This window comes from Polyangium sp. 6x1, assembly GCF_029946515.1.
Lineage (GTDB): Bacteria > Myxococcota_A > Polyangia > Polyangiales > Polyangiaceae > Polyangium.
On the sequence record NZ_JARZHH010000066.1, the window covers coordinates 12,655 to 30,395 of the forward strand.

A 17,741-nucleotide genomic window follows, 5' to 3' on the forward strand; every position below is an offset into this window, starting at 1 on the left:
TTCTGTGTGTCGCGATGGCGACGCATCTCCCCCGATGCGCGTCCCATGCCACCGGTGTTTTCCGCTCCGGTCTCTTGCCACGAGCGTCGGCAGCGTTGTCACGCCGCGACAACCCCGGCTATCTGTCGAAGTGCGGGCCGCGCGTGCGCCGTTCTCCCAGCTTGGACGCGCCAGGGGGGCCTCGACTGCGCTCTGCCCTTTCCAGAGAGCGCATGGGCAGTGCGCGCGGATGGCGCGACATGCGGTCAAGCGATGCACACGGTCGCCGACACCGTCGACCTGTACATACTCCGCCGGACCATGCGTTCTCTGTGTGGACGAGAAATCGCAGATGGAGGCGCTCAACCGCTCGCAGCCGCTCTCGCCGATGCGGCCCAGGCAAATCGAGCGACGCTCGCACGACTACGTGCGGCACGGGACCCCGACGCTGTTCGCTGCGTCGGGCGACGAGACGGGCAAGGTCACCTCCGCTGGCTGGGGTGCACGCGCGTCGTGCTTTCCGTGCCCAGCGAATCCTGCTATGCGGGAGCGATGCGCATCTCTGCCTGGATTGCATCCACCTCACGCTGTGGAATTCCCCTGCTCCTCGTCCTCGCGGCCGGATGCAGTGAACCGCCCGGCAGCACGGGCGCGGGCGGCGAGGGGGGCGCGGGCGGCGCCAGCGGCATGGCGGGCGGGTCCGGCGGAATGGGCGGCGCCAGCGGCATGGCGGGCGGGTCCGGCGGAATGGGCGGGAAGGGCGGCGGCGGTGGCGCGGGCGGAATCGGTGGCGCCGGGGGCAGCGGCGGCGGCGAGCCGGCGGCCGTGTGCGGAGACGGTATGGTCGAGGCGCCCGAGGCCTGCGACGACGGCAATGCGGCGGCGGGTGATTATTGCGCAGCCGATTGCCTCGCCGTGACGGGCGCGTGCGGCGATGGGATGCTGCAATCGAACGAGGGCTGCGACGACGGCGTGGTGATGGCGGGCTGCGACGTCCTCGTCAACGGTGGCAATGGCGCGTGTGTGCCCGCGGGGACCTGCTCGCCGGGCTTCGTGAACGTGCCCGGCAAGGGCTGCCAGCCGGAGCTCGTCACCGCGCACGTCCACGTCATGGTCGACAATACCTGCAAGATGACCGTCGATCCGGTGGAGTTCTCCGTGCCCGCCGGGCAGAAGCTCAAGATCAGCTACCACAACCACAGCGCGTCCTACCCCATCGACATCTGGATGATGTACGGCGGCGGGTATACCGAGCTCGCGCCAGGCGGGACCTGGAACGAAATGTACGAGCATTGCTTCGGCCCGATCCCCTCCGAGGGGTACGCCGACATTTCGACGGCCTGCTCGGAGGTGAAGCTGCCCATTCATTGCCTCTGAGCCCGAAGCACGGCCCACACACAGGTGAGGCGCCCTCCCCGCCCTGCCCTCGCCGTCCGTGCTTTGTCCCGCCCCCCTCCGGACATCTCCATCGCCGACCCGTCCACGCGCCAGCGCGCCTGCCCGACCTCGTCCCGGGTCCGTGACGCAGGCCAGCCGCCCACCCCCGACCTCCGCGCGTGTCTGGGAAGGACGCCAGCGTGTCCCCGAGGACGCAGATCGTGTCCCGGCATGTGTGTGAGCCATCCCCCCCGAACGGCGCGCGGCGCCGTGACACGTGCCAGGCACCGTGCCGGCACAGGATCGGCCCCTGGCGCGTGTGTGAGGTTTGAAAAGGGCAGGAAAGCGTACGCGGACACGCATCTGGGGAGCGCTGCGCTGGGGCTTTGCCCCAGGCCCCAGCAGGGGTTGTCCACCCCTGCACCCGGACCAGCGCAAGCGCTGGACTCGGGGTCGATGAACTGCGCGATGCGCAGTTCATCGAACAGCCGGGTCAAGACCAGGGACGACCCTGCCCACCAAGACAGCCACGCTGACGGTTCAACCGGCGACGCGGTATCAACGGCCTGTTGGAAGAACTGCGCGCAGCGCAGTTCTTCCACGTAAGGTCCAGGGCTGGCCCTGGTCCGGGTCGAGGGGCGGAGAGCCCCCGCGGGGCCCGGGGCGGCGCCCCGGCGCGACGCTTCAGCCCACGGGCGGAGCCGTCTTCTTCGTCGAGGGGCGACTTCGGGCGGGGATCACCTCGTGGATGTCTACTTCGCGGAGGCCGTGGCCCTTGTAGAGGCGCTTCAGGTTTGCGAGCTCCATTTGCGCTGTCCGGGCGAGGGCGCTCCGCACGCGTCCGAGCATGTCGAGCTGCGTCCGCGCGGCCATGGATGGCTCGACGCGGGCGCGGAGGGATGCGGCGGCTGCCTCCACGGCGTTTGCGGCTGCGTCGCACGGCTCGGCGGGGAGCCGCGGGTGGACGTGGCTGCGCAGGAGCGAGACGAGCAGGTCCATGCGGCGCGGCTGGGCGGCGACGTCGCCGTCCGTATAGGGCGCGATGCCGCCTGGGAAGAGCAGGTTCAGGTAGGGATCGAGGGCTGGCCTTCCGAGCGCGTTCCAGAGGTCGTCGGAGACCTTTCCGATCACCTTGTCGGCCCTGTCGTTTTCGGCCGCGAGGGCGGCGAGCGCCGGCCCTGCTTTGGCCTCGGCCTGCGCGATCTCGGCGTCCACATGGCTCACCATCGCGAGCACGGGGCCGAGCCGCTGCTCGGCGAGATCCTGAAAGACTCCGCCTCGCGCGACGGCCCGCTCGCGCGTGACCTGCACGTCCTCGAAGATGACGTCGACCGAACCATCCTTGCGAATGACCTGACCCATGAGAACCTCCCTTGGTGGGGGGCGACGAGCGCCTCGGACGGGAGGAATTGCAAAGCGTGGGCCAGGCTGTCCGCTTTGCTGGGAGGGCCCCCGCGTCTATGCCGAGCGGGGCTTGGCCTTCGGCTTCTTGGCCGCCGTTTTCGTGCGCGCTTTCGTGGTTGTCGCCGGCGCGTCGAGCTGCTGCAGCAAGGCCTTCGGGGCCTTGAGACGCCACGCGCGTTCGAGGCGCAATCGGCATTCGGGGACGGTGAGCGCGGGGAGCCTGGCGAGCACGGCGGCATAGCCGCGATAATGGTCCGTGATGTAATAGATGTCGGGGCGGTTTTCGATCAAAAACTCCTGCTCGTCGACGCTCTCGGTGAGGAAGACGATCACGTCGCCCTCCTCGCGCAGCCGGCAGAAACCTTTGCCGCGGACCTTCATCGCGGGCGTGCGGAACCAGGTGTCCTCGACGACCTCGGGTAGCTCTCGCGCGAGCTCGCTGACTTGCTCCCACTTCATGCGAGCATGGTACACCGGCCGAGGTCCGCGGGAAAACAGCCGGGTTTGGCCAGCAGGCTCCTCGGCCGGCCGGCGGGGCGCTGCAGCGCGGGCCATCGGCCGGGCACCACGCTTGCTCCTTTGCAGCCAAGACGTCGAGCGAGAACGGAGGAGCCACATGGCAAACCAGGGAACTCAGGGCGGCCCGCGGATCGATCCCGTGTCGCGGCGCATCGTCGAGCACATCGAGCAGGCCGGCAGGCTGCCGCAGAAGGTGCGTACGCCCGAGGCCGCCGCGGCCGTGCTGTGTGTCCTGTCGCGACGGCTCAGCAAGGGCGAAGCAAAGGACCTCGCAAGCTGCCTCCCCGAGACCCTGCAATCCCTCGTGCAACCGTGCGCAGCCCACCGCGATCTCGCGAGTGATGTCTTCGATCGCGGGGAATTCTTGAACCTGCTCGCCGAGCACCTGAAAATCGAGGCAGCCGAGGCCGAGCGCGTCGCCCGCGCCGTGTTGCAAGGCGTGCGCGCCCTCTTGCCCCAGGGAGAAATCGAGCACCTCCGCAGCCAGCTTTCGTCGGAGCTGTGGGAGCTTTGGGGGCCCCATCGCGCAGCCGCTTGACGGGAGGCGCCGCGCCGGGGCGCTGCCCCGGACCCCGCGGGGGCTGTTCGCCCCTCGACCCGAACCAGGGCCAGCCCTGGACCTCTGGGCATCGACTGCGCGAAGCGCAGTCGATGCGGGGAGAGTTTTTCAAGCTGTTCGCCCCCTCTTTGCAGGGCCAGCCCGTGACCTTTTGGGGAAGAACTGCGCGATGCGCAGTTCTTCCCACAAGCCGTCGCTGGTACCACGTCGCCCGTTGAACCGTCAGCGCGGCTGTCTTGGCAGGCAAGGTCGTCGCTGTCTTGACCTGGCCCGTTCGATGAACTGCGCATTGCGCAGTTCATCGACCCCGAGTCCAGCGCTTGCGCTGGTCCGGGTCCAGGGGCGGACAGCCCCGGTGGGGCCTGGGGCAAAGCCCCAGCGAGGCGCCTTCAATGCTCGCGTTACCTGCGGCGGCGCAGGAAGATGCGCGTTCCCGTCGAATACGGGGTGAGGGATTCGTTCAGGTGGACGAGGGGGCCTTCGACGCCGACGATCACGCGATCGTCGTCCTTGCTTCGCGCCATGGCGAGGGGGAGCTCGTCTGCTGCGGCGCCGAAGGTCGAGATGGTGTTTGCTGTGTCGTCCCATTCGAGGTGGACGTCGAAGCCGTCGAGGCCGCCGCTGGAGCCGGCCATGGCTTCGCCGTGGAGCAGGAGCGTGTTTTCGAACCAGCCGATGGCCCGGATGCCTTCCTTGCCGGCTGGCGCTACGGAGGAGACCACGGCGGCTGCGTCGCCTGTGACCGAGGCGCCGAGGATGGGCTCGCCATTCGAATCGAGCCGCGCCACGAAGGCCGGACTGAACGTGCCAATGCCGCCGAGGATGAGCTCGCCTTCCCCGCCGAGGACCAGGCCGCCGTCGTCCGTGCGCGCCACGCTGCCGAAGTTGTACTGCTCCGAGTTCTCGAAGACCTTGCCCCAGACGAGGTCGCCGTTGGGTGAGAACTTCTTCACGTGCAAGCCAGGCGGCTCCCCCGCGCTCTCGATGATGCTGGGTTGTGTGTAGACGAGGAGCGTTTCGCCGCTCGGGGTCACGTCGAGGCCCACAGGAAGGTCCATGATGTCGCCGCCGTACCTCTTGGCCCAGCGCAGGTCGCCCTTCGTGTCGTAGTTCGCGAGGAAGACGTCGGGTTTGTAGTTCGTGAAATTGGGGTCCCAATCCTGGGGCACGCTCGTCAACGTGACGCCGCCGAGATCGAGGTCGCCGATGAACCTGCCGGTGATCACGAAGTTGCCCTCGGCGTCGAAGGCGACGTCCTCCACGACCCGCTGGAAGCTGCCCGCGTACCCGACATCGTCCGGCAGGTTTCCCGGGAGGCGGCGGCTGCTCACGTGATTGCCATCCGCGTCGAGGCGAAGCAAGAACGGGTAGTTCGCGCGCACGTATTCGCCGCCGAGCGGGCCTCCGCCGAGGTCGACGTCGGCGGAGAGGCTACCCGCGAGGAGGAGCGCGCCCGCGGCGTCCACGGCGAGCACGTTCTTCCCCTCGAACGCCGCGCCCTTCGGGAGCCCGCGGCTCCAGAGGTGCTCTCCGCGCGCGTCGAACTTCGCCACGAAGGCCGTCGGCGCGTCGTCCGAGCCGAGATACCCGCCGCCAAAATCGATCAGGCCCTGCGTCATGCCAGCAACGATCGTGTTGCACGCGCCATCGACGGCGACAGAGAGGCCCGCAAGGTTGGTCTTCGACGCCGAGCTCCCGAACACGAGGTCGAGCGGCTCGGCGCACGCGGACGTCGGCGCAGGCCCGGGCGTGGGAATCTCGGGAGGTGTTTCCCCGCAGCCAAGAACGAGGAGCGGAACGACAAGAAAAATTCGAAAGGTCGTCATGTACCCATCGTAGCGCAACCGACAGCGAAGAGGAGGAGGACGAGCCTGCTGTCTCGGCGGGAGGCGCCGCGCCGGGGCGCTGCCCCGGGCCCCGCGGGGGCTATCCGCCCCTCGACCCGGACCAGGGCCAGCCCTGGACCTTTGGTGGAAGAACTGCGCGATGCGCAGTTCTTCCAACGGGCCGGTGGCAAGACCAGCAGGGGCGTTTCGCGCTTCGACGGGTGTTGCTCGTCGCAGGGCTACCTGCGGCGACGCAGGAAGATCCGCGTTCCCGTCGAATACGGGGTGAGGGAGTCGTCCAGGTGGACGAGGGGGCCCTCGACGCCGACGATCACGCGATCGCCGGCTTTGCTTTGTGCCATCGCGAGGGGGAGCTCGTCCGCTGCGGCGCCGAAGGTCGCGAGGGTGTTTGCCGTGTCGTCCCATTCGAGGTGGACGTCGAATCCGTCGAGTCCGCCGCTGGTGCCGGCCATGACTTTGCCTTGAAGCAGGAGCGTGTCCTCGAACCAGCCGATGGCACGAATGCCGCCATTTTTGCCAGGCGCCACGGAGGAGACGATGGCGGCTGCGTCGCCTGTGATCGAGGCGCCGAGGACGGGCTTGCCGTTCGCATCGAGCCGTCCGACGAAGGACGGGCTGAATGTGCCAATGCCGTCGAAGACGAGCTGCCCTTCCCCGCCGAGGACCAGGCCGCCGTCGTCCGTCACGGCCATGTTGCCGCCGAATCCTGTCAGGTGCGACGCCTCGAAGACCTTGCTCCAGATGATGTCGCCGTCGCGTGAATACTTTTTCACGTGCAAGCCGATCGGCTCCCCGGAGGTCTCCATGACGCTGAATTGGTTATACGCGAAGACCACTTCGCCGGCCGGGGTCACGTCGAGTCCGGCCGGGAAGTCCGAGATGTCGCCGCCGTACTTCTCGGCCCAGAGGAGCTCGCCTTTCGTGTCGTATTTCGCGACGAATACGTCGGGCTTGTAGTTCGTGATGAATTCGTCCCAGGGCTCGGGCACGCTCGTCACTGTGACGCCGCCCAGATCGAGCGTGCCGACGAATCTGCCGCTGATCACGAAGTTGCCTTCGGGGTCGAAGGTGATGCCCTCCACGGCGCGGGCGAAGTTGCCGCTGAAGTTGATGTCGTCCGGCAGGTTTCCGGGCAGGCGACGGCTCGAGACGTGGTTGCCGTCTGCGTCGAGCCGCAGCAAAAAGGGGTGGTTTGCGCGCACGTATTCGCCGCCGAGCGTGCCTCCGCCGAGGTCGACGTTGGCGGTCAGGCTTCCGGCGAGGAGGATTCCGCCTTGGGGGTCCAGGGCGAGGACGTCCTTTCCTTCGAAGGTGGCGCCGTTCGGGAGTGCGCGGCTCCAGATGTGTTTGCCGCTGGCGTCGAGTTTTGCCACGAAGGAAAAGGGCGCTTCGGCGCTGCCGAGGGGGCCTCCGCCGAAATCGATCGGGCCTTGTGTCGTGCCGGTGAGGAGGGTGTTGCAGGCGTCGTCGACGGCAATCGAGAGGCCGGTGAGGTTCGTTCGTGATTCCGTGGTGCCGAACGTCAGGTCGAGCGCCTCGCCGCACGCTGAGGTCGGCGTGGGAGTCTCGGCGACCGTCTCCGCGCAGCCGAGAACGAAAAGCGGGGCGACAAGAAAGAATCGAAGCTTCGCCATACGCCGATCGTAGCGCATCACCGCCGACAAAAATAGGAGCGCCACTCTCACAAACGCAAACGACACCCGATCGCTGGCGCATTGCTCCGTTCGATGAACTGCAACGCAGTTCATCGACCCTGGGTCCAGCGCTTGCGCTGGTCCGGGTCCAGGGGCGGACAGCCCCGGTGGGGCCTGGGGCAAAGCCCCAGCGCAACGCCTTTGCGAGCCTAGCTCCGCACGCGGGTCCGCCGCACGGCGACGTCGGTGGGCTCGCCTGTGCCGCTGCGGCGTATGGAGAGTTTGACGACGCTGCCTTCGGGGCCGCGGATGCGCTGGACGGCGCCTTCGAAGCCGAGCTCGACGATGGGGGCGCCGTCGATGGCGAGGATGGCGTCGCCTGGGCTGAGGCCTGCGTTTGCGGCGCCGCCGCCGGGGAGGACTTGGCCGATGATGAGGGCGTCGTCTTTGGGGGAGAGGACGGCGCCGATGCCGGTGAGCTCCATGCGGGGCTCTTCGCCTTCTTTCAGCTTGGCGAGGCTGATTGTGACGGGGCCGATGTCGCCGCCTTCGGTGACGACGAGGCCGGAGAGGATGCGGCCGTGGTGGTTGGGGGCGGTTGCTGTGACGGAGCGTGCGCCTTCGGCGAGGCCGAGGAGGGAGAAGTGGCCGGAGGCGTCGGTGGTTGCGTCGGCGACGACGGGGATGGGGCTGGCGCCGGCGCCGAGGACGCCTTCGAGGGTGATGCGTGCGCCTTCGATGGGGGTTTTTGTGTCGTCTTCGAGGACGATGCCGTGGAGGCGGCCGCCGGTGCGGAGGAGGAGGTCGGCTGTGGCTTCGCCGCCTGCGGGGACGGTGACGTTCATGGTGGCCGAAGGGGCGTGGCCGAGGGCGGCTGCGGTGACGGCGTAGGTGCCTGGGAGGAGGTCTCCGATTTCGTAGGCGCCGGTGGCGTCGAAGAAGGAGGTGCCGGTGGAGGCGTCGCGCTCCAGGGGGCCGCGGTGGCGCGCGGCGACGACGGAGAATGAGGCGACGGGGGTGGCGGGGTTGCCGCTGCGGACGGTGCCGCGGATGCGGCCGGCGGCGGCGAGGCGGAGGGTCACGCCTTCGGCGCCGGCTGCGATGCCTTCGGCGTGGGCGATGCGTGCGCCTTCGCGGGCTGTGAGCTCGTAGGTGCCTGGGTCGAGGCCTTCCAGCGTGAAGGCGCCGCGCTCGTCGGTGGTGGCTTCGGCTCCGGGGTGGAGGTCGTCGTCGCGCGCTGCGATTTCCCGGTGGAAGTGGGCGCTCACGCTGGCGAAGGGGACGGGCGCTCCGGCGGCGTCGAGCACCAGGCCGGTGATGGATGCGAGCACGACGGCTTCGCCTTTGGGTCGCAGCCGGAGCGTCACGCGGCCGCTCGCTTGTGCGCGCATGTCGAGGCGGGCACGGGCTCGGGCGTGGTCTGGGTGGGTCGCTTCGAGCAAGGCGTCGTCGGGGGCGCTGAACGAGAATGCGCCCTTGTCGTCGGCGATGAAATGCCCGCCCGCGCTGGCCTCGCCGCCCGGGGCTTCGAGGATGCGCACCTCGGCCTTTGGCGCGGGTTCGCCGGTGGGCGTGAGGACCATGCCCTCGTAGCGTCGCTCGGGTTCGAGGGTGATGGTCAGGCCACGGACGACCTCGCCGGCGCGGGCGATCAGCGTGATGGGGCTCTCGCCCCACGCTGGGGCGAATGGGTGGAAGCCCTTGGCGGCCACCATTGCGAGCGCGTAGACGCCCGGCGCGGGGGGTTCGAAGAGGAAGGCTCCGTCCGCGCCCGAGGTGATGGCGCGGGCGACGCCGTCGTGGTCGAAGGTGAGCGTGGCGCCTTCGATGGGCGCGCCGGTGCGGGCGGCGATCACGCGGCCGGAGAAGGCGCCGGCGCGGCGGGAGGCGTCGGCGGCGATCTCGCCGCTCGGCAGGCGCAGGGGGCCTTGGCGCTCGGTGATGGCGCGGGACGTGCGGGCGCGCGGTGCGGGCGCGTGGGTCGTGCTCGAAGCTGGGGAGGGGGCCGACCGCTCGGAGCTGCTGCCGCCGAGGCGCGAGAGCAGGAGCGCGAGGAGCGCGATGACGACGACGATCAGGATCGGGCGCACGAGCCGGTTCGGCTGCGACATGCGCCTATCGTACGCGTTGGGCCGGGAATGTCAGGTCAGGAGCCGGACGGGCGCGCCTCGGTGCCAGGCGAGGATGTCCTCCAGGGCGTCCTGGTAGAACACGGCGAAGTTTTCCCGCGTGACGTACCCGAGGTGCGGCGTGAGGACGACGTGGGGCAAGGCGCAGAGCGCGTGGCTCGGCGGCAAGGGCTCCTCCGGGAAGACGTCGAGGCCGGCGCCGGCGATGCGGCGTGTTTGCAGCGCGGCGAGCAGGGCGTCCATGTCCACGAGGCCCGCGCGCGAGGTGTTCACGAAAAACGCCGAGGGTTTCATGGCGGAGAGCTCGTCCGCGCCGACGATGTTCCGCGTCCGCTCGCCGAGCACGAGGTGCAGGCTGATGACGTCCGAGGTCGCGAAAAGCTCGGCTTTCTCCACGCGCTTCGCCCCTCCGGCTACGGCTCGCGCGTCGTCGAGGTTCGGGCTCCAGGCCACGACCTCCATTCCGAATGCGAGCCCCACGCGCGCGACCTGGGTTCCTAGCTTCCCGAGCCCCACGAGGCCGAGGCGCTTGCCGGCGAGCCCCTCGGTGAGCCCCGTCTGCCACGTCCCTGCGCGGAGCGCCCTGTCCTCTGCGGGGATGCGCTTCACGAGCGCCAGGATCAGGCCCCACGTGAGCTCCGCCGTCGGCGTGCCGACCGAGCCCGTACCCGAGACCGGGATGTTTCGCGCGCGGCATGCCGCGAGGTCAATCGCCGCGTTGCGCCCGCCCGTCGTCACGACGAGCCGCAGGTTCGGGAGGTTTTCGATCACGGCGGCCGGCAGCGGCGTCCGCTCCCGCATGAGGACCACGACGTCGAACGGGCGCAGCTTGGCGACGAGCTCGTCCCGATCGGGGATGGGCCGGTCGAACACGACGACCTCGCTCCCGGGCGGCAGGCGGCGAACGTCGGCGAGGGTTTCCGCCACGCGCAGGTAGTCGTCGAGGATGGCGATCTTCATGCGCCGCATGGTCTGGGCTTCGCGGGCGCGATGTCCAGCACCGTGGGACCAGGAGCAAACGCGCGTCGCATGGCCGGTTCGTGGTTCGCCTTCGATTTCGACTACGATGCCGCCCGCCTTGGGCCTCCCCCACGTCTCCCCGCGCCGCTCCCGCTTCCCCCGGCCCCTCGCGCTCGCCCTCGGCTTGACGCTCGCGGCCGTCCCTCGGGCCTCCGCGGCCGCGCTGCCCCGCCTCGTGGTCGAGCGCGCGCCCGAAGCGGCCGATTGCCCCGACGCCATCGCCCTCGCCGCGGCCGTCGAGCACCAGATGCAGCGACCCGCCCTCGATTCGGCGGACGGCGACCCGTCGGCCCCGGTCTACGAGGTGCGGATTGTCCGCTCGGAGGAAGGTTACGCCGCGACGCTCGAGGCCGGCGACCTCACGCGGCAGCTCTCCGACGCGGGAACCACGTGCACCGAGCTCGCCGACGCGCTCGCCCTGACCCTGGCCATCCTGCTCGACAGCGAGCCCGCAGCACCGGCGCCGCCTCCGCCGCCTCCGCCACCACCACCCCCTCCTCCGCCTCCGCTCCCACCGCGTCCTGCCCCCTGGGACGTCTCCTTCGACCTCGGCGCCGCCGTGACCGCTGGATTCCTCACCCCTTTCTCCCCAGCCGTCAGCGGCGAGGTCGCCCTCCGCTTTGGCGTCGCTTCCTTCGGCGCCGGCGTCTTCGCCCTCCCCGGCGCCTCCGTCGACGTCGGGCCCGGCCAGGTCCACCTCTGGCTCGTCGCCGCCACCGCGCGGGCCTGCGTCGCCGTCCTGCGCCCGCCTCGTGGCGTCCGCCTCTCCTTGTGCGCCCAGCCCTTCCTCGGCGCCGTCCATGGCGAAGGTCGCGGCTTCGAGGCCAACCGCGACGGCACCCGCCCCTGGATCGCCCTCGGCGGCACCGGGCTCCTCGAAGGCCCCCTCGTCGGCCGCCTCGGCTGGTCCGCCCGCCTCGGCGTCGCCGCCCCGCTCCTCTCCCAGGCCTTCACCGTCGATGTGCCCGCGCCCGGCGCGGGCCCCTCCGCCCCGATCGTCCCCGTCACCGCCTTCCAGCCCTCGCCCGTGGGCGGGTTTCTCGGCGCTGGCCTCCGCTGGACGATTCCGTGATGGCGAACGGCCCGTCCCTCCACCCAGCCAGGGCGATGACCACAACCCCGCTCCCTTCATGAACTTCCGGCAGCTCTACGACGAGCATTTCCCGTTCGTCTGGCGCTCCCTCCGCCGCCTCGGGATCCGGGAGAGCGACCTGCCCGACGCCGTGCAGGACGTCTTTCTGGTCGTTCATCGGCGGCTGCCCGAGTTCGAGGGACGATCGAAGGTGAGCACCTGGCTCTTCGGCATCTGCTTCCGGGTCGCCGGCGATCGGCGCAAGGCGGCCCGCGCCGCCGCCCGTCGCGACGGCGGCGACGAGCCCTTGCTCGACACACCCGACGAGCGCGCCGACGTCGCCGCCGAGGCCGAGCGCCGGCAGGGGCTCGCGCAGCTCGAAGCGCTGCTCGACGAACTGCCGCTCGATCAACGCGCGGTCTTCACGCTCTTCGAGCTCGAGGGCATGACGGGCGAGGACATCGCGCAGACGCTGGAGCTGCCGCTCGGCACCGTCTACTCGCGCCTCCGGCTCGCCCGCGAGGCGTTCCGGCGCGGCGCGGCGCGCTCCCAGGCGCGCGATCGGTTTTATGGGGCCCCGTCCGCGCAGGTCTTGGGCAGCGTCCTCACGAGTCAGGCAGGAGGGAAGCGATGAGCGACCCCAAGCGATGGATGGAGGAAGGCGCGGACGCCGCGCCCCACGAACGCGCATTGCTCCGCGCCGGGCTCGACATGAACCCGCCCACCGGCGCCGAGGACGCGATCTGGGCCGCGCTCAGCGCCAAGATCGGCCCCGGCGGAGGCGGCGGAGGTGACGGCGGAGGCGGAGGTTCGTCGGGAGGCACGGGGGCGCCCGCGGGAGCACCCGCCCAGGCGGCGACGGCGGGCTCGTCGACGGCCGGCGCCTCGGGGATGATCGGCGTCGCGAAAGGGCTCATCGTCGGAATCATGGGCGCGACGCTCGTTGCCGGCGCCGTCGCCGTGCTCGTCCCGGCGAAGGAGGCCACGCCGGCCGCGCCGAAGGCGGTTCCGACGGCGGAAGCGGCCATCGAAGCGCCCCACGCGGAAGCGCCGGACGTCCCGGAGGCCGAAGCCACACCGACGCCCGAGCCGCCCGCCCCGGAGGACGAGGCTCCGCGCAGCGCCACGCCGCGCCGGGCTTCGAGCGCCCTCCCCTCGGCGAGCGTTGCCCCGAAAGAGCCCCCTTCGTCGAGCGTCGAGCCGGAGGCCAGCCGCGCCGAGCGGGCCAGCCGTCTCCGCGAGGAGCGCACGGCGCTCGGCGATGCGCGCGCGGCGCTCCGGGCCGGCGACACGGCCTCTGCTCTGCAGAAGCTCGAAGCCATGGGCGATTCTTTCCCGAATGGCACCCTCGCGCAGGAGCGTGAGGCCCTGGCCATCGAGGCCCTCGCCCGGGCTGGCAATACCGCCGCCGCCTCCGAGCGCGCCGCCTCTTTCCTTCGCGCCCACCCGACGAGCGCGCATGCCAAGAAGCTCCGCGCCTTCGTCCGATGAAACCACCGAGCGCGTCTTTTTTGAAATGGCGCCCGGCGCCTCGCTCCACCCACCTTGCACGAACTGGCGCCGGCCGTCGTCCGGCGGCGCCGCGTGCAAAGGAGAATGTCATGGGCCAGCGATCTGCAATGGCGTGGTTTTCGTGTGTCCTCGGCCTCGGCGCGACGCTCGCCGCGTGCCAGGGCGTCGTCAACGTGGGCGGAGGCAATGGGAACAGCGGTCCGCTCCCCAGGGCGGACAAACTCGATCTCCTGCTCGTCGTGGACAATTCGAGGTCGATGGCCGACAAGCAGGAGGTCCTCTCGCGCGCGACCGCCGACCTCGTGCAAACGCTCGTGAACCCGCCGTGCGTCGACCCGAACGGCGCGGTCGCATCGACGCCGAGCACCGCCGTCGAACCCTGCCCTCCCGGCCAGGTGCGAAGGCACGTGCCCATGACCGACATCCACATCGGCGTGATCAGCTCGAGCCTCGGAGGCCACGGCTCGAGCGCGTGCCCGGATGTCAGCAACGACGCGACCTGCGCGCCGAACGACAACCTGACGAACAACGACAGGGGCCACCTGCTCACGCGACTCGACCAATGCGGTGGCGCGTCCGTGCCGACCTACGAGGACAAGGGGTTCCTCGTCTGGGACCCCGCAGGCGCGCTCTCGCCTCCGAGCGACACGGCCGAGCTCGCGAAAAACCTCTCCGATTTGATCCTGGGCGCCGGGCAGATCGGCTGCGGATACGAGTCGCAGCTCGAGAGCTGGTATCGCTTCCTCGTCGACCCCGAACCCTACGAGTCGATCAGCGTCGTCGATGGGGAGGCCACGCCCCAGGGCGTCGACGTCGAGCTCTTGACCCAGCGCCGCGATTTCCTCCGGCCCGACTCGATGCTCGTGATCCTGACGCTCACCGACGAGAACGACTGCTCCATCAAGGAGTCGGGTTATCATTACGTGGTCGCGCAGCACGACGTGACGGGGCTGCCGCGGCCGCGCAGCGAATGCGCGACGAACCCGAACGACGTGTGCTGCAAGTCGTGCGGCATGGATCCCGGCGATTGCCCTGTCGATCCGACCTGCTTCGAGCCCTCGGGGGCGGTCGCCAGGCTCGGCCCGAACGAGGACCCGCCCGATCTGCGCTGCTTCGATCAGAAGCGCCGCTTCGGCGTCGATTTCCTCTACCCCGTGGATCGATACATCAACGCCTTGACCCAGCCCACGGTCACGACGCGCGCGGGGGACGTCGTGCCGAACCCGATCTTCTCCGACCTCGATCCGAGCGACGGAAACGAGGCCATCCGCGATCCGGGGCTCGTTTTCGTGGCCGGCATCGTCGGCGTCCCCTGGCAGGACATCGCGCGGGACCCGTCGAACCTCGCGGCCGGTTTCAAGAGCACGGAGGAGCTCGCGCAGAGCGGCGCCTGGGACGCCCTGCTCGGAGATCCCGCGACGGGCGTGCAGCCGACGAACGCGTACGTGATCGAGTCCATCGCGAAACGCCCGGGCGTCACGGCCGGCAATGCCAAGAACGGGGGCGACCGTACGATCGCGGACGAGGACGACCTGCAATATGCTTGCACCTTCCCCCTTTCCGTTCCGCTAAATTGCAGCGACGTATCCGTGGTGCCCTGCGATTGCACGAATCCGGACAACGACAGCCCGCTTTGCGCGCCGAACCCGAGCAGCGGCGGCGCGCGCACGCTGCAAGTCGCCGCCAAGGCCTACCCGAGCCCCCGCACGATGCGCGTGATCGAGGGCGCGGGCAGCCAGGGTGTGCTCACCTCGATCTGCCCGTCCCAGACCACGGATCCGGTCGATCCGGATTACGCGTACCGGCCGGTCGTGCGAGCGCTCGCCGAGCGAATGGCGAGCCGGCTCTGAGCTCCTCGGCGACGCCCGTCAGCCAGCCTCCGCGCCCGCGGCGCCCTCCGTGATGGGCAGGAACACCGAGAATGTCGTCGTCTCCCCGGGCACGCTCTCGGCGTCGACACGCCCCCCGTGCGCCTCCACGAGCCCTCGCACGATGTAAAGCCCGAGCCCGAGCCCCTTGATCGCGCCGCCTTTCGCGCGGCCCCGCTGGAATCGCTCGAACAAGGCCTGCATGTCCTCGGGGCTGATCCCCGGCCCCTGGTTGCGCACCGAGACCACGACCTCGTCGCCGCGCTTCTCCGCGGCGATTTCGATCGGCGTCCCGGGAGAACCGTATTTGATCGCGTTCGACAGCAGGTTCTCCACGACCTGCTCGATCCGCTGGGCATCGATGGACATCAAGGGCAAATCGCCGAGGATCGAGAGCGCGACGCGATCGCGGTCGTCGCTCGCGTCGATGACCTGCGCGAGCAGCGCCGGGACATCGGTCGGCGCGCGCACGAGCGAAAGGCGGCGCGCCTCGATCCGCGACAGATCGAGCAGATCGCCAATCATGCGCCCGAGCCGCGCGGCGCTCTCGACGATACGGTCGGCGCGGCGGCGCGCCGTGGGGTCGGTCGACGCGCGCGACAGCATCGACGCGGACGTCATGATGGTCGCGACCGGCTGGCGCAGGTCGTGGGCCACGACGCCCGTCCACTCCTGTCGCGATCGTTCGAGCTCCTTCAGCGGCCGGATGTCCTCGTACGTCACGACGGCCCCGAGGAGCTGCCCCTCCTCGCCACGAATGGGGGACGCGTTCGTCAGGACCGGCACGTCGGGTTTGTCGGGGACGCGGATGAGCAGCTCCCGTCCGGTCACCAGCTCGCCGCGCAGGCCCCGCTCGATCGAGAGGTCGTCGAGAGGCACCTTCGAGCCATCCGGCAAACAGAGCCGCTCCCGGAGCAGGCCGAGCACGTCTGCCTCCGCCTCGGTCACGCTGAAGAGCTCCTCGGCCCTTCGGTTCATGACGTACTGCGCCCCGTTCCCGAGCTCGCAGAGCACGATCCCGATGGGCGAGCGGTCGATCACGGTCCGCAGCCAGCGCCGCTCGGTCGAGAGGGCGTCGACGAGCTCTTCACGCTCCGCCGCGAGCCGCCGCTGCTCGGTCACGTCGTCGTTGATGGCGAAGGCCCCGACGATGCGCCCCTCCGGATCGCGCACCGGCACCGCCGAGTTCAGGATGAGCCGGTGCGGGCCGTCGAATGCCTCGATCTCGACGAGCTCATTCAGCGCGGTCTCGCCGTTCCGGATGGCGCGGGAGAGCCCCCACTCTTCGGCCTTCACCACCTCGCCCGTATCGACCCACCACGCCTTGTATTCGTCGAACCGCTCCGGCCCGACGAGCCGCGCCCCGCCCCAGATCCGTCGCCCGGCGGGGTTGACCAGCACGAGCTGGCCGCGCTCGTCGGAGACCCAGACCCCGACCGGCAAGGTCTCGACCACCTGCCGGAAGAGAAGCTCGCTCTTCTGGAGCGCCATCTCCGCGCGGCGTTGCTCGGTCACGTCCCGGACCGTCCCGCACATCCCGATCGGGCGCCCCTCGGCGTCGCGGACCACGTCGCCCTCCTCGTGCACGATCCGCTCGTGGCCGTCCTCGAGGAGGATGCGGTGATCCATCGAAAATGAGATCTTCCCGTCGAGGGCGCGCCGGACCGCCCCGTCCACGTCCGCCCGATCGTCCGGGTGCACGAGCGAGAGGTAATCCTCGTACGTCCTCTTCCCTATCACCGGGGGCAGGCCGAAGATGCGATAGCATTCGTCCGACCAGGAGGCCTCGTTCGTGTCGAGCTCCCATTCCCAGCTCCCGATGTGGGCGATCCGCTGGGCGCGGGCGAGGCGCTCCTCGCTCCGCCGATGGGTCTCCTCGGCTTGCTTGCGCGCGGTGACGTCCCGGAGGATCGCCATGTGCCTGCCCGGCATGAAATGGGCCTTCGCGGTGAACTCACCGACGAACGTGCTGCCGTCGGCCCGCCGGAACATCCTCTCGGCGCGCCAGCGCCCTCCCGTGATGAATTCGGGCCAGTTCGTCTGGATCTGGGCGAGGAACTCGGGGGGCCTGAAATCGAACACGGTCCATTGCAAGAGCTCGTCCCGCGACGCGCCGATGAGCTCGCAGGTGCGCGGGTTGACGTCGACCACGCGCCCCGCGTCGTCCGCGACGATGATGCAATCGAATGCGTGCTCGAACAGGCTCTGGTATTTCCAGTCGGGCGCCGCGTTCGCCCGGGTCGTGGTCGAAAGCGAGGCCGCGATCATGCTGGCGAGCGCCGACAGCAGAGGCAACGACCGATCCCGGCCGGTTTCGGCTCGCTGCGTGAAGCAAACCAGCACGCCGAGCAGACGCTCCTCGGAGACGAGCGGCACGGAAAGGGCCCTCGGGCCGCAGCCGAGCTCCGCGGCTGCGCGGACGTCCAAGGGGGCGTCCTCGGCGAGGACGTCGACGTCCGCGGCCTGCCTCGTGCGCGCCACGCGGGCTGCCAGGCTCGTCGATTCGAGCGGGACCGTGGCGACGCGGGCGAGCAGCGCTTCGGGCGCCCCGCGATGCGCCGAGATGGAGAGCGTACGCTCGTCCTCGCCGAGGCTGTAGACGAGCGTCACGTCGCCGCCGAGCGCCGTGGCCACGAGATCGGCGGTCAGCCTTTGCGCGTCCAGATGCTCGAGCTCGCTCCTCAGGAGGTGCGCCGCGAGCCTGGGAATGGCGCCTGCATTTTCAGAGAACGTATCCTTGCTGAAAAAATCGCCCTGGTTTGCCCCCACCATAGGTTCCCTGCTGCGCCCCGCCGCTTGAATGCGTGCGCGGGTATCATCG

At 69.9% G+C, this 17,741-nt stretch carries 13 protein-coding genes and 1 pseudogene; 7 read left to right on the plus strand and 7 right to left on the minus strand.

Annotated elements, in window-relative coordinates:
- Nucleotides 1-304 precede the first annotated feature (304 nt).
- Together QHF85_RS39630 and QHF85_RS39635 are read left to right on the plus strand one after the other, a co-directional pair.
- Nucleotides 305-439 (plus strand): annotated as a pseudogene (locus QHF85_RS39630) (IS630 family transposase); the annotation flags it as partial.
- Nucleotides 440-531: 92 nt separating this feature from the next.
- Entirely contained in the window at nt 532-1,356 is an 825-nt protein-coding gene (locus tag QHF85_RS39635) for a hypothetical protein (RefSeq protein ID WP_281332619.1), read from the plus strand.
- Nucleotides 1,357-2,040: 684 nt separating this feature from the next.
- Here QHF85_RS39635 and QHF85_RS39640 read toward each other — a convergent pair.
- Nucleotides 2,041-2,718 (minus strand): hypothetical protein, encoded by a 678-nt coding sequence (locus QHF85_RS39640; RefSeq protein WP_281332620.1) that lies wholly within the window; start codon nt 2,716-2,718, stop codon nt 2,041-2,043.
- 96 nt (nt 2,719-2,814) lie between these two features.
- Nucleotides 2,815-3,219: an MmcQ/YjbR family DNA-binding protein gene (locus QHF85_RS39645; RefSeq protein WP_281332621.1), complete on the minus strand. Its 405-nt coding sequence runs from the start codon at nt 3,217-3,219 to the stop codon at nt 2,815-2,817.
- A 157-nt stretch (nt 3,220-3,376) separates the two neighbouring features.
- On the opposite strand from QHF85_RS39645, the gene QHF85_RS39650 reads away from it, so the two are divergent.
- Nucleotides 3,377-3,817, plus strand: a complete 441-nt coding sequence (locus QHF85_RS39650; RefSeq protein ID WP_281332622.1) for a DUF2267 domain-containing protein — start codon at nt 3,377-3,379, stop codon at nt 3,815-3,817.
- Between the two features lie 422 nt (nt 3,818-4,239).
- On the opposite strand, the gene QHF85_RS39655 is transcribed toward QHF85_RS39650, so the two are convergent.
- The 4 genes from QHF85_RS39655 to QHF85_RS39670 form a co-directional block, all read right to left on the minus strand.
- Nucleotides 4,240-5,664: a hypothetical protein gene (locus QHF85_RS39655; protein ID WP_281332623.1), complete on the minus strand. Its 1,425-nt coding sequence runs from the start codon at nt 5,662-5,664 to the stop codon at nt 4,240-4,242.
- A gap of 239 nt (nt 5,665-5,903) precedes the next feature.
- Nucleotides 5,904-7,319: a hypothetical protein gene (locus tag QHF85_RS39660; RefSeq protein ID WP_281332624.1), complete on the minus strand. Its 1,416-nt coding sequence runs from the start codon at nt 7,317-7,319 to the stop codon at nt 5,904-5,906.
- Nucleotides 7,320-7,528: 209 nt separating this feature from the next.
- Complete coding sequence (locus QHF85_RS39665; RefSeq protein ID WP_281332625.1) at nt 7,529-9,430, minus strand: carboxypeptidase regulatory-like domain-containing protein; 1,902 nt, start codon at nt 9,428-9,430, stop codon at nt 7,529-7,531.
- A gap of 30 nt (nt 9,431-9,460) precedes the next feature.
- Nucleotides 9,461-10,408 carry a D-2-hydroxyacid dehydrogenase family protein gene (locus tag QHF85_RS39670; protein WP_281332626.1) on the minus strand — a complete coding sequence of 316 codons (948 nt, stop codon included), beginning with the start codon at nt 10,406-10,408 and terminating at the stop codon, nt 9,461-9,463.
- Between the two features lie 118 nt (nt 10,409-10,526).
- On the opposite strand from QHF85_RS39670, the gene QHF85_RS39675 reads away from it, so the two are divergent.
- The 4 genes from QHF85_RS39675 to QHF85_RS39690 all read left to right on the plus strand — a co-directional run bounded on the left by QHF85_RS39675 (nt 10,527) and on the right by QHF85_RS39690 (nt 14,902).
- A complete protein-coding gene (locus tag QHF85_RS39675; RefSeq protein WP_281332627.1) occupies nt 10,527-11,540 on the plus strand; it encodes a hypothetical protein in 1,014 nt (337 codons plus the stop codon).
- A gap of 58 nt (nt 11,541-11,598) precedes the next feature.
- Entirely contained in the window at nt 11,599-12,174 is a 576-nt protein-coding gene (locus tag QHF85_RS39680) for an RNA polymerase sigma factor (protein ID WP_281332628.1), read from the plus strand.
- On the plus strand, nt 12,171-13,031 hold the full coding sequence (bamD, locus tag QHF85_RS39685) for an outer membrane protein assembly factor BamD (protein WP_281332629.1): 861 nt from the start codon (nt 12,171-12,173) through the stop codon (nt 13,029-13,031). Before QHF85_RS39680 ends, bamD begins: the two co-directional genes overlap by 4 nt.
- A gap of 110 nt (nt 13,032-13,141) precedes the next feature.
- Nucleotides 13,142-14,902, plus strand: a complete 1,761-nt coding sequence (locus tag QHF85_RS39690) for a hypothetical protein (protein WP_281332630.1) — start codon at nt 13,142-13,144, stop codon at nt 14,900-14,902.
- An 18-nt stretch (nt 14,903-14,920) separates the two neighbouring features.
- Here QHF85_RS39690 and QHF85_RS39695 read toward each other — a convergent pair whose 3' ends face one another.
- Nucleotides 14,921-17,692, minus strand: a complete 2,772-nt coding sequence (locus tag QHF85_RS39695; protein WP_281332631.1) for a PAS domain S-box protein — start codon at nt 17,690-17,692, stop codon at nt 14,921-14,923.
- Nucleotides 17,693-17,741 lie beyond the last annotated feature (49 nt).

Coding starts and splice junctions, on each gene's coding strand:
- QHF85_RS39690 (WP_281332630.1), top strand. CDS start 13,142: ATGGGCCAGCGATCTGCAATGGCGTGGTTTTCGTGTGTCCTCGGCCTC.
- QHF85_RS39655 (WP_281332623.1), bottom strand. CDS start 5,664: ATGACGACCTTTCGAATTTTTCTTGTCGTTCCGCTCCTCGTTCTTGGC.
- QHF85_RS39650 (WP_281332622.1), top strand. CDS start 3,377: ATGGCAAACCAGGGAACTCAGGGCGGCCCGCGGATCGATCCCGTGTCG.
- QHF85_RS39660 (WP_281332624.1), bottom strand. CDS start 7,319: ATGGCGAAGCTTCGATTCTTTCTTGTCGCCCCGCTTTTCGTTCTCGGC.
- QHF85_RS39645 (WP_281332621.1), bottom strand. CDS start 3,219: ATGAAGTGGGAGCAAGTCAGCGAGCTCGCGCGAGAGCTACCCGAGGTC.
- QHF85_RS39670 (WP_281332626.1), bottom strand. CDS start 10,408: ATGAAGATCGCCATCCTCGACGACTACCTGCGCGTGGCGGAAACCCTC.
- QHF85_RS39680 (WP_281332628.1), top strand. CDS start 11,599: ATGAACTTCCGGCAGCTCTACGACGAGCATTTCCCGTTCGTCTGGCGC.
- QHF85_RS39640 (WP_281332620.1), bottom strand. CDS start 2,718: ATGGGTCAGGTCATTCGCAAGGATGGTTCGGTCGACGTCATCTTCGAG.
- QHF85_RS39695 (WP_281332631.1), bottom strand. CDS start 17,692: ATGGTGGGGGCAAACCAGGGCGATTTTTTCAGCAAGGATACGTTCTCT.
- QHF85_RS39665 (WP_281332625.1), bottom strand. CDS start 9,430: ATGTCGCAGCCGAACCGGCTCGTGCGCCCGATCCTGATCGTCGTCGTC.
- QHF85_RS39635 (WP_281332619.1), top strand. CDS start 532: ATGCGCATCTCTGCCTGGATTGCATCCACCTCACGCTGTGGAATTCCC.
- bamD (WP_281332629.1), top strand. CDS start 12,171: ATGAGCGACCCCAAGCGATGGATGGAGGAAGGCGCGGACGCCGCGCCC.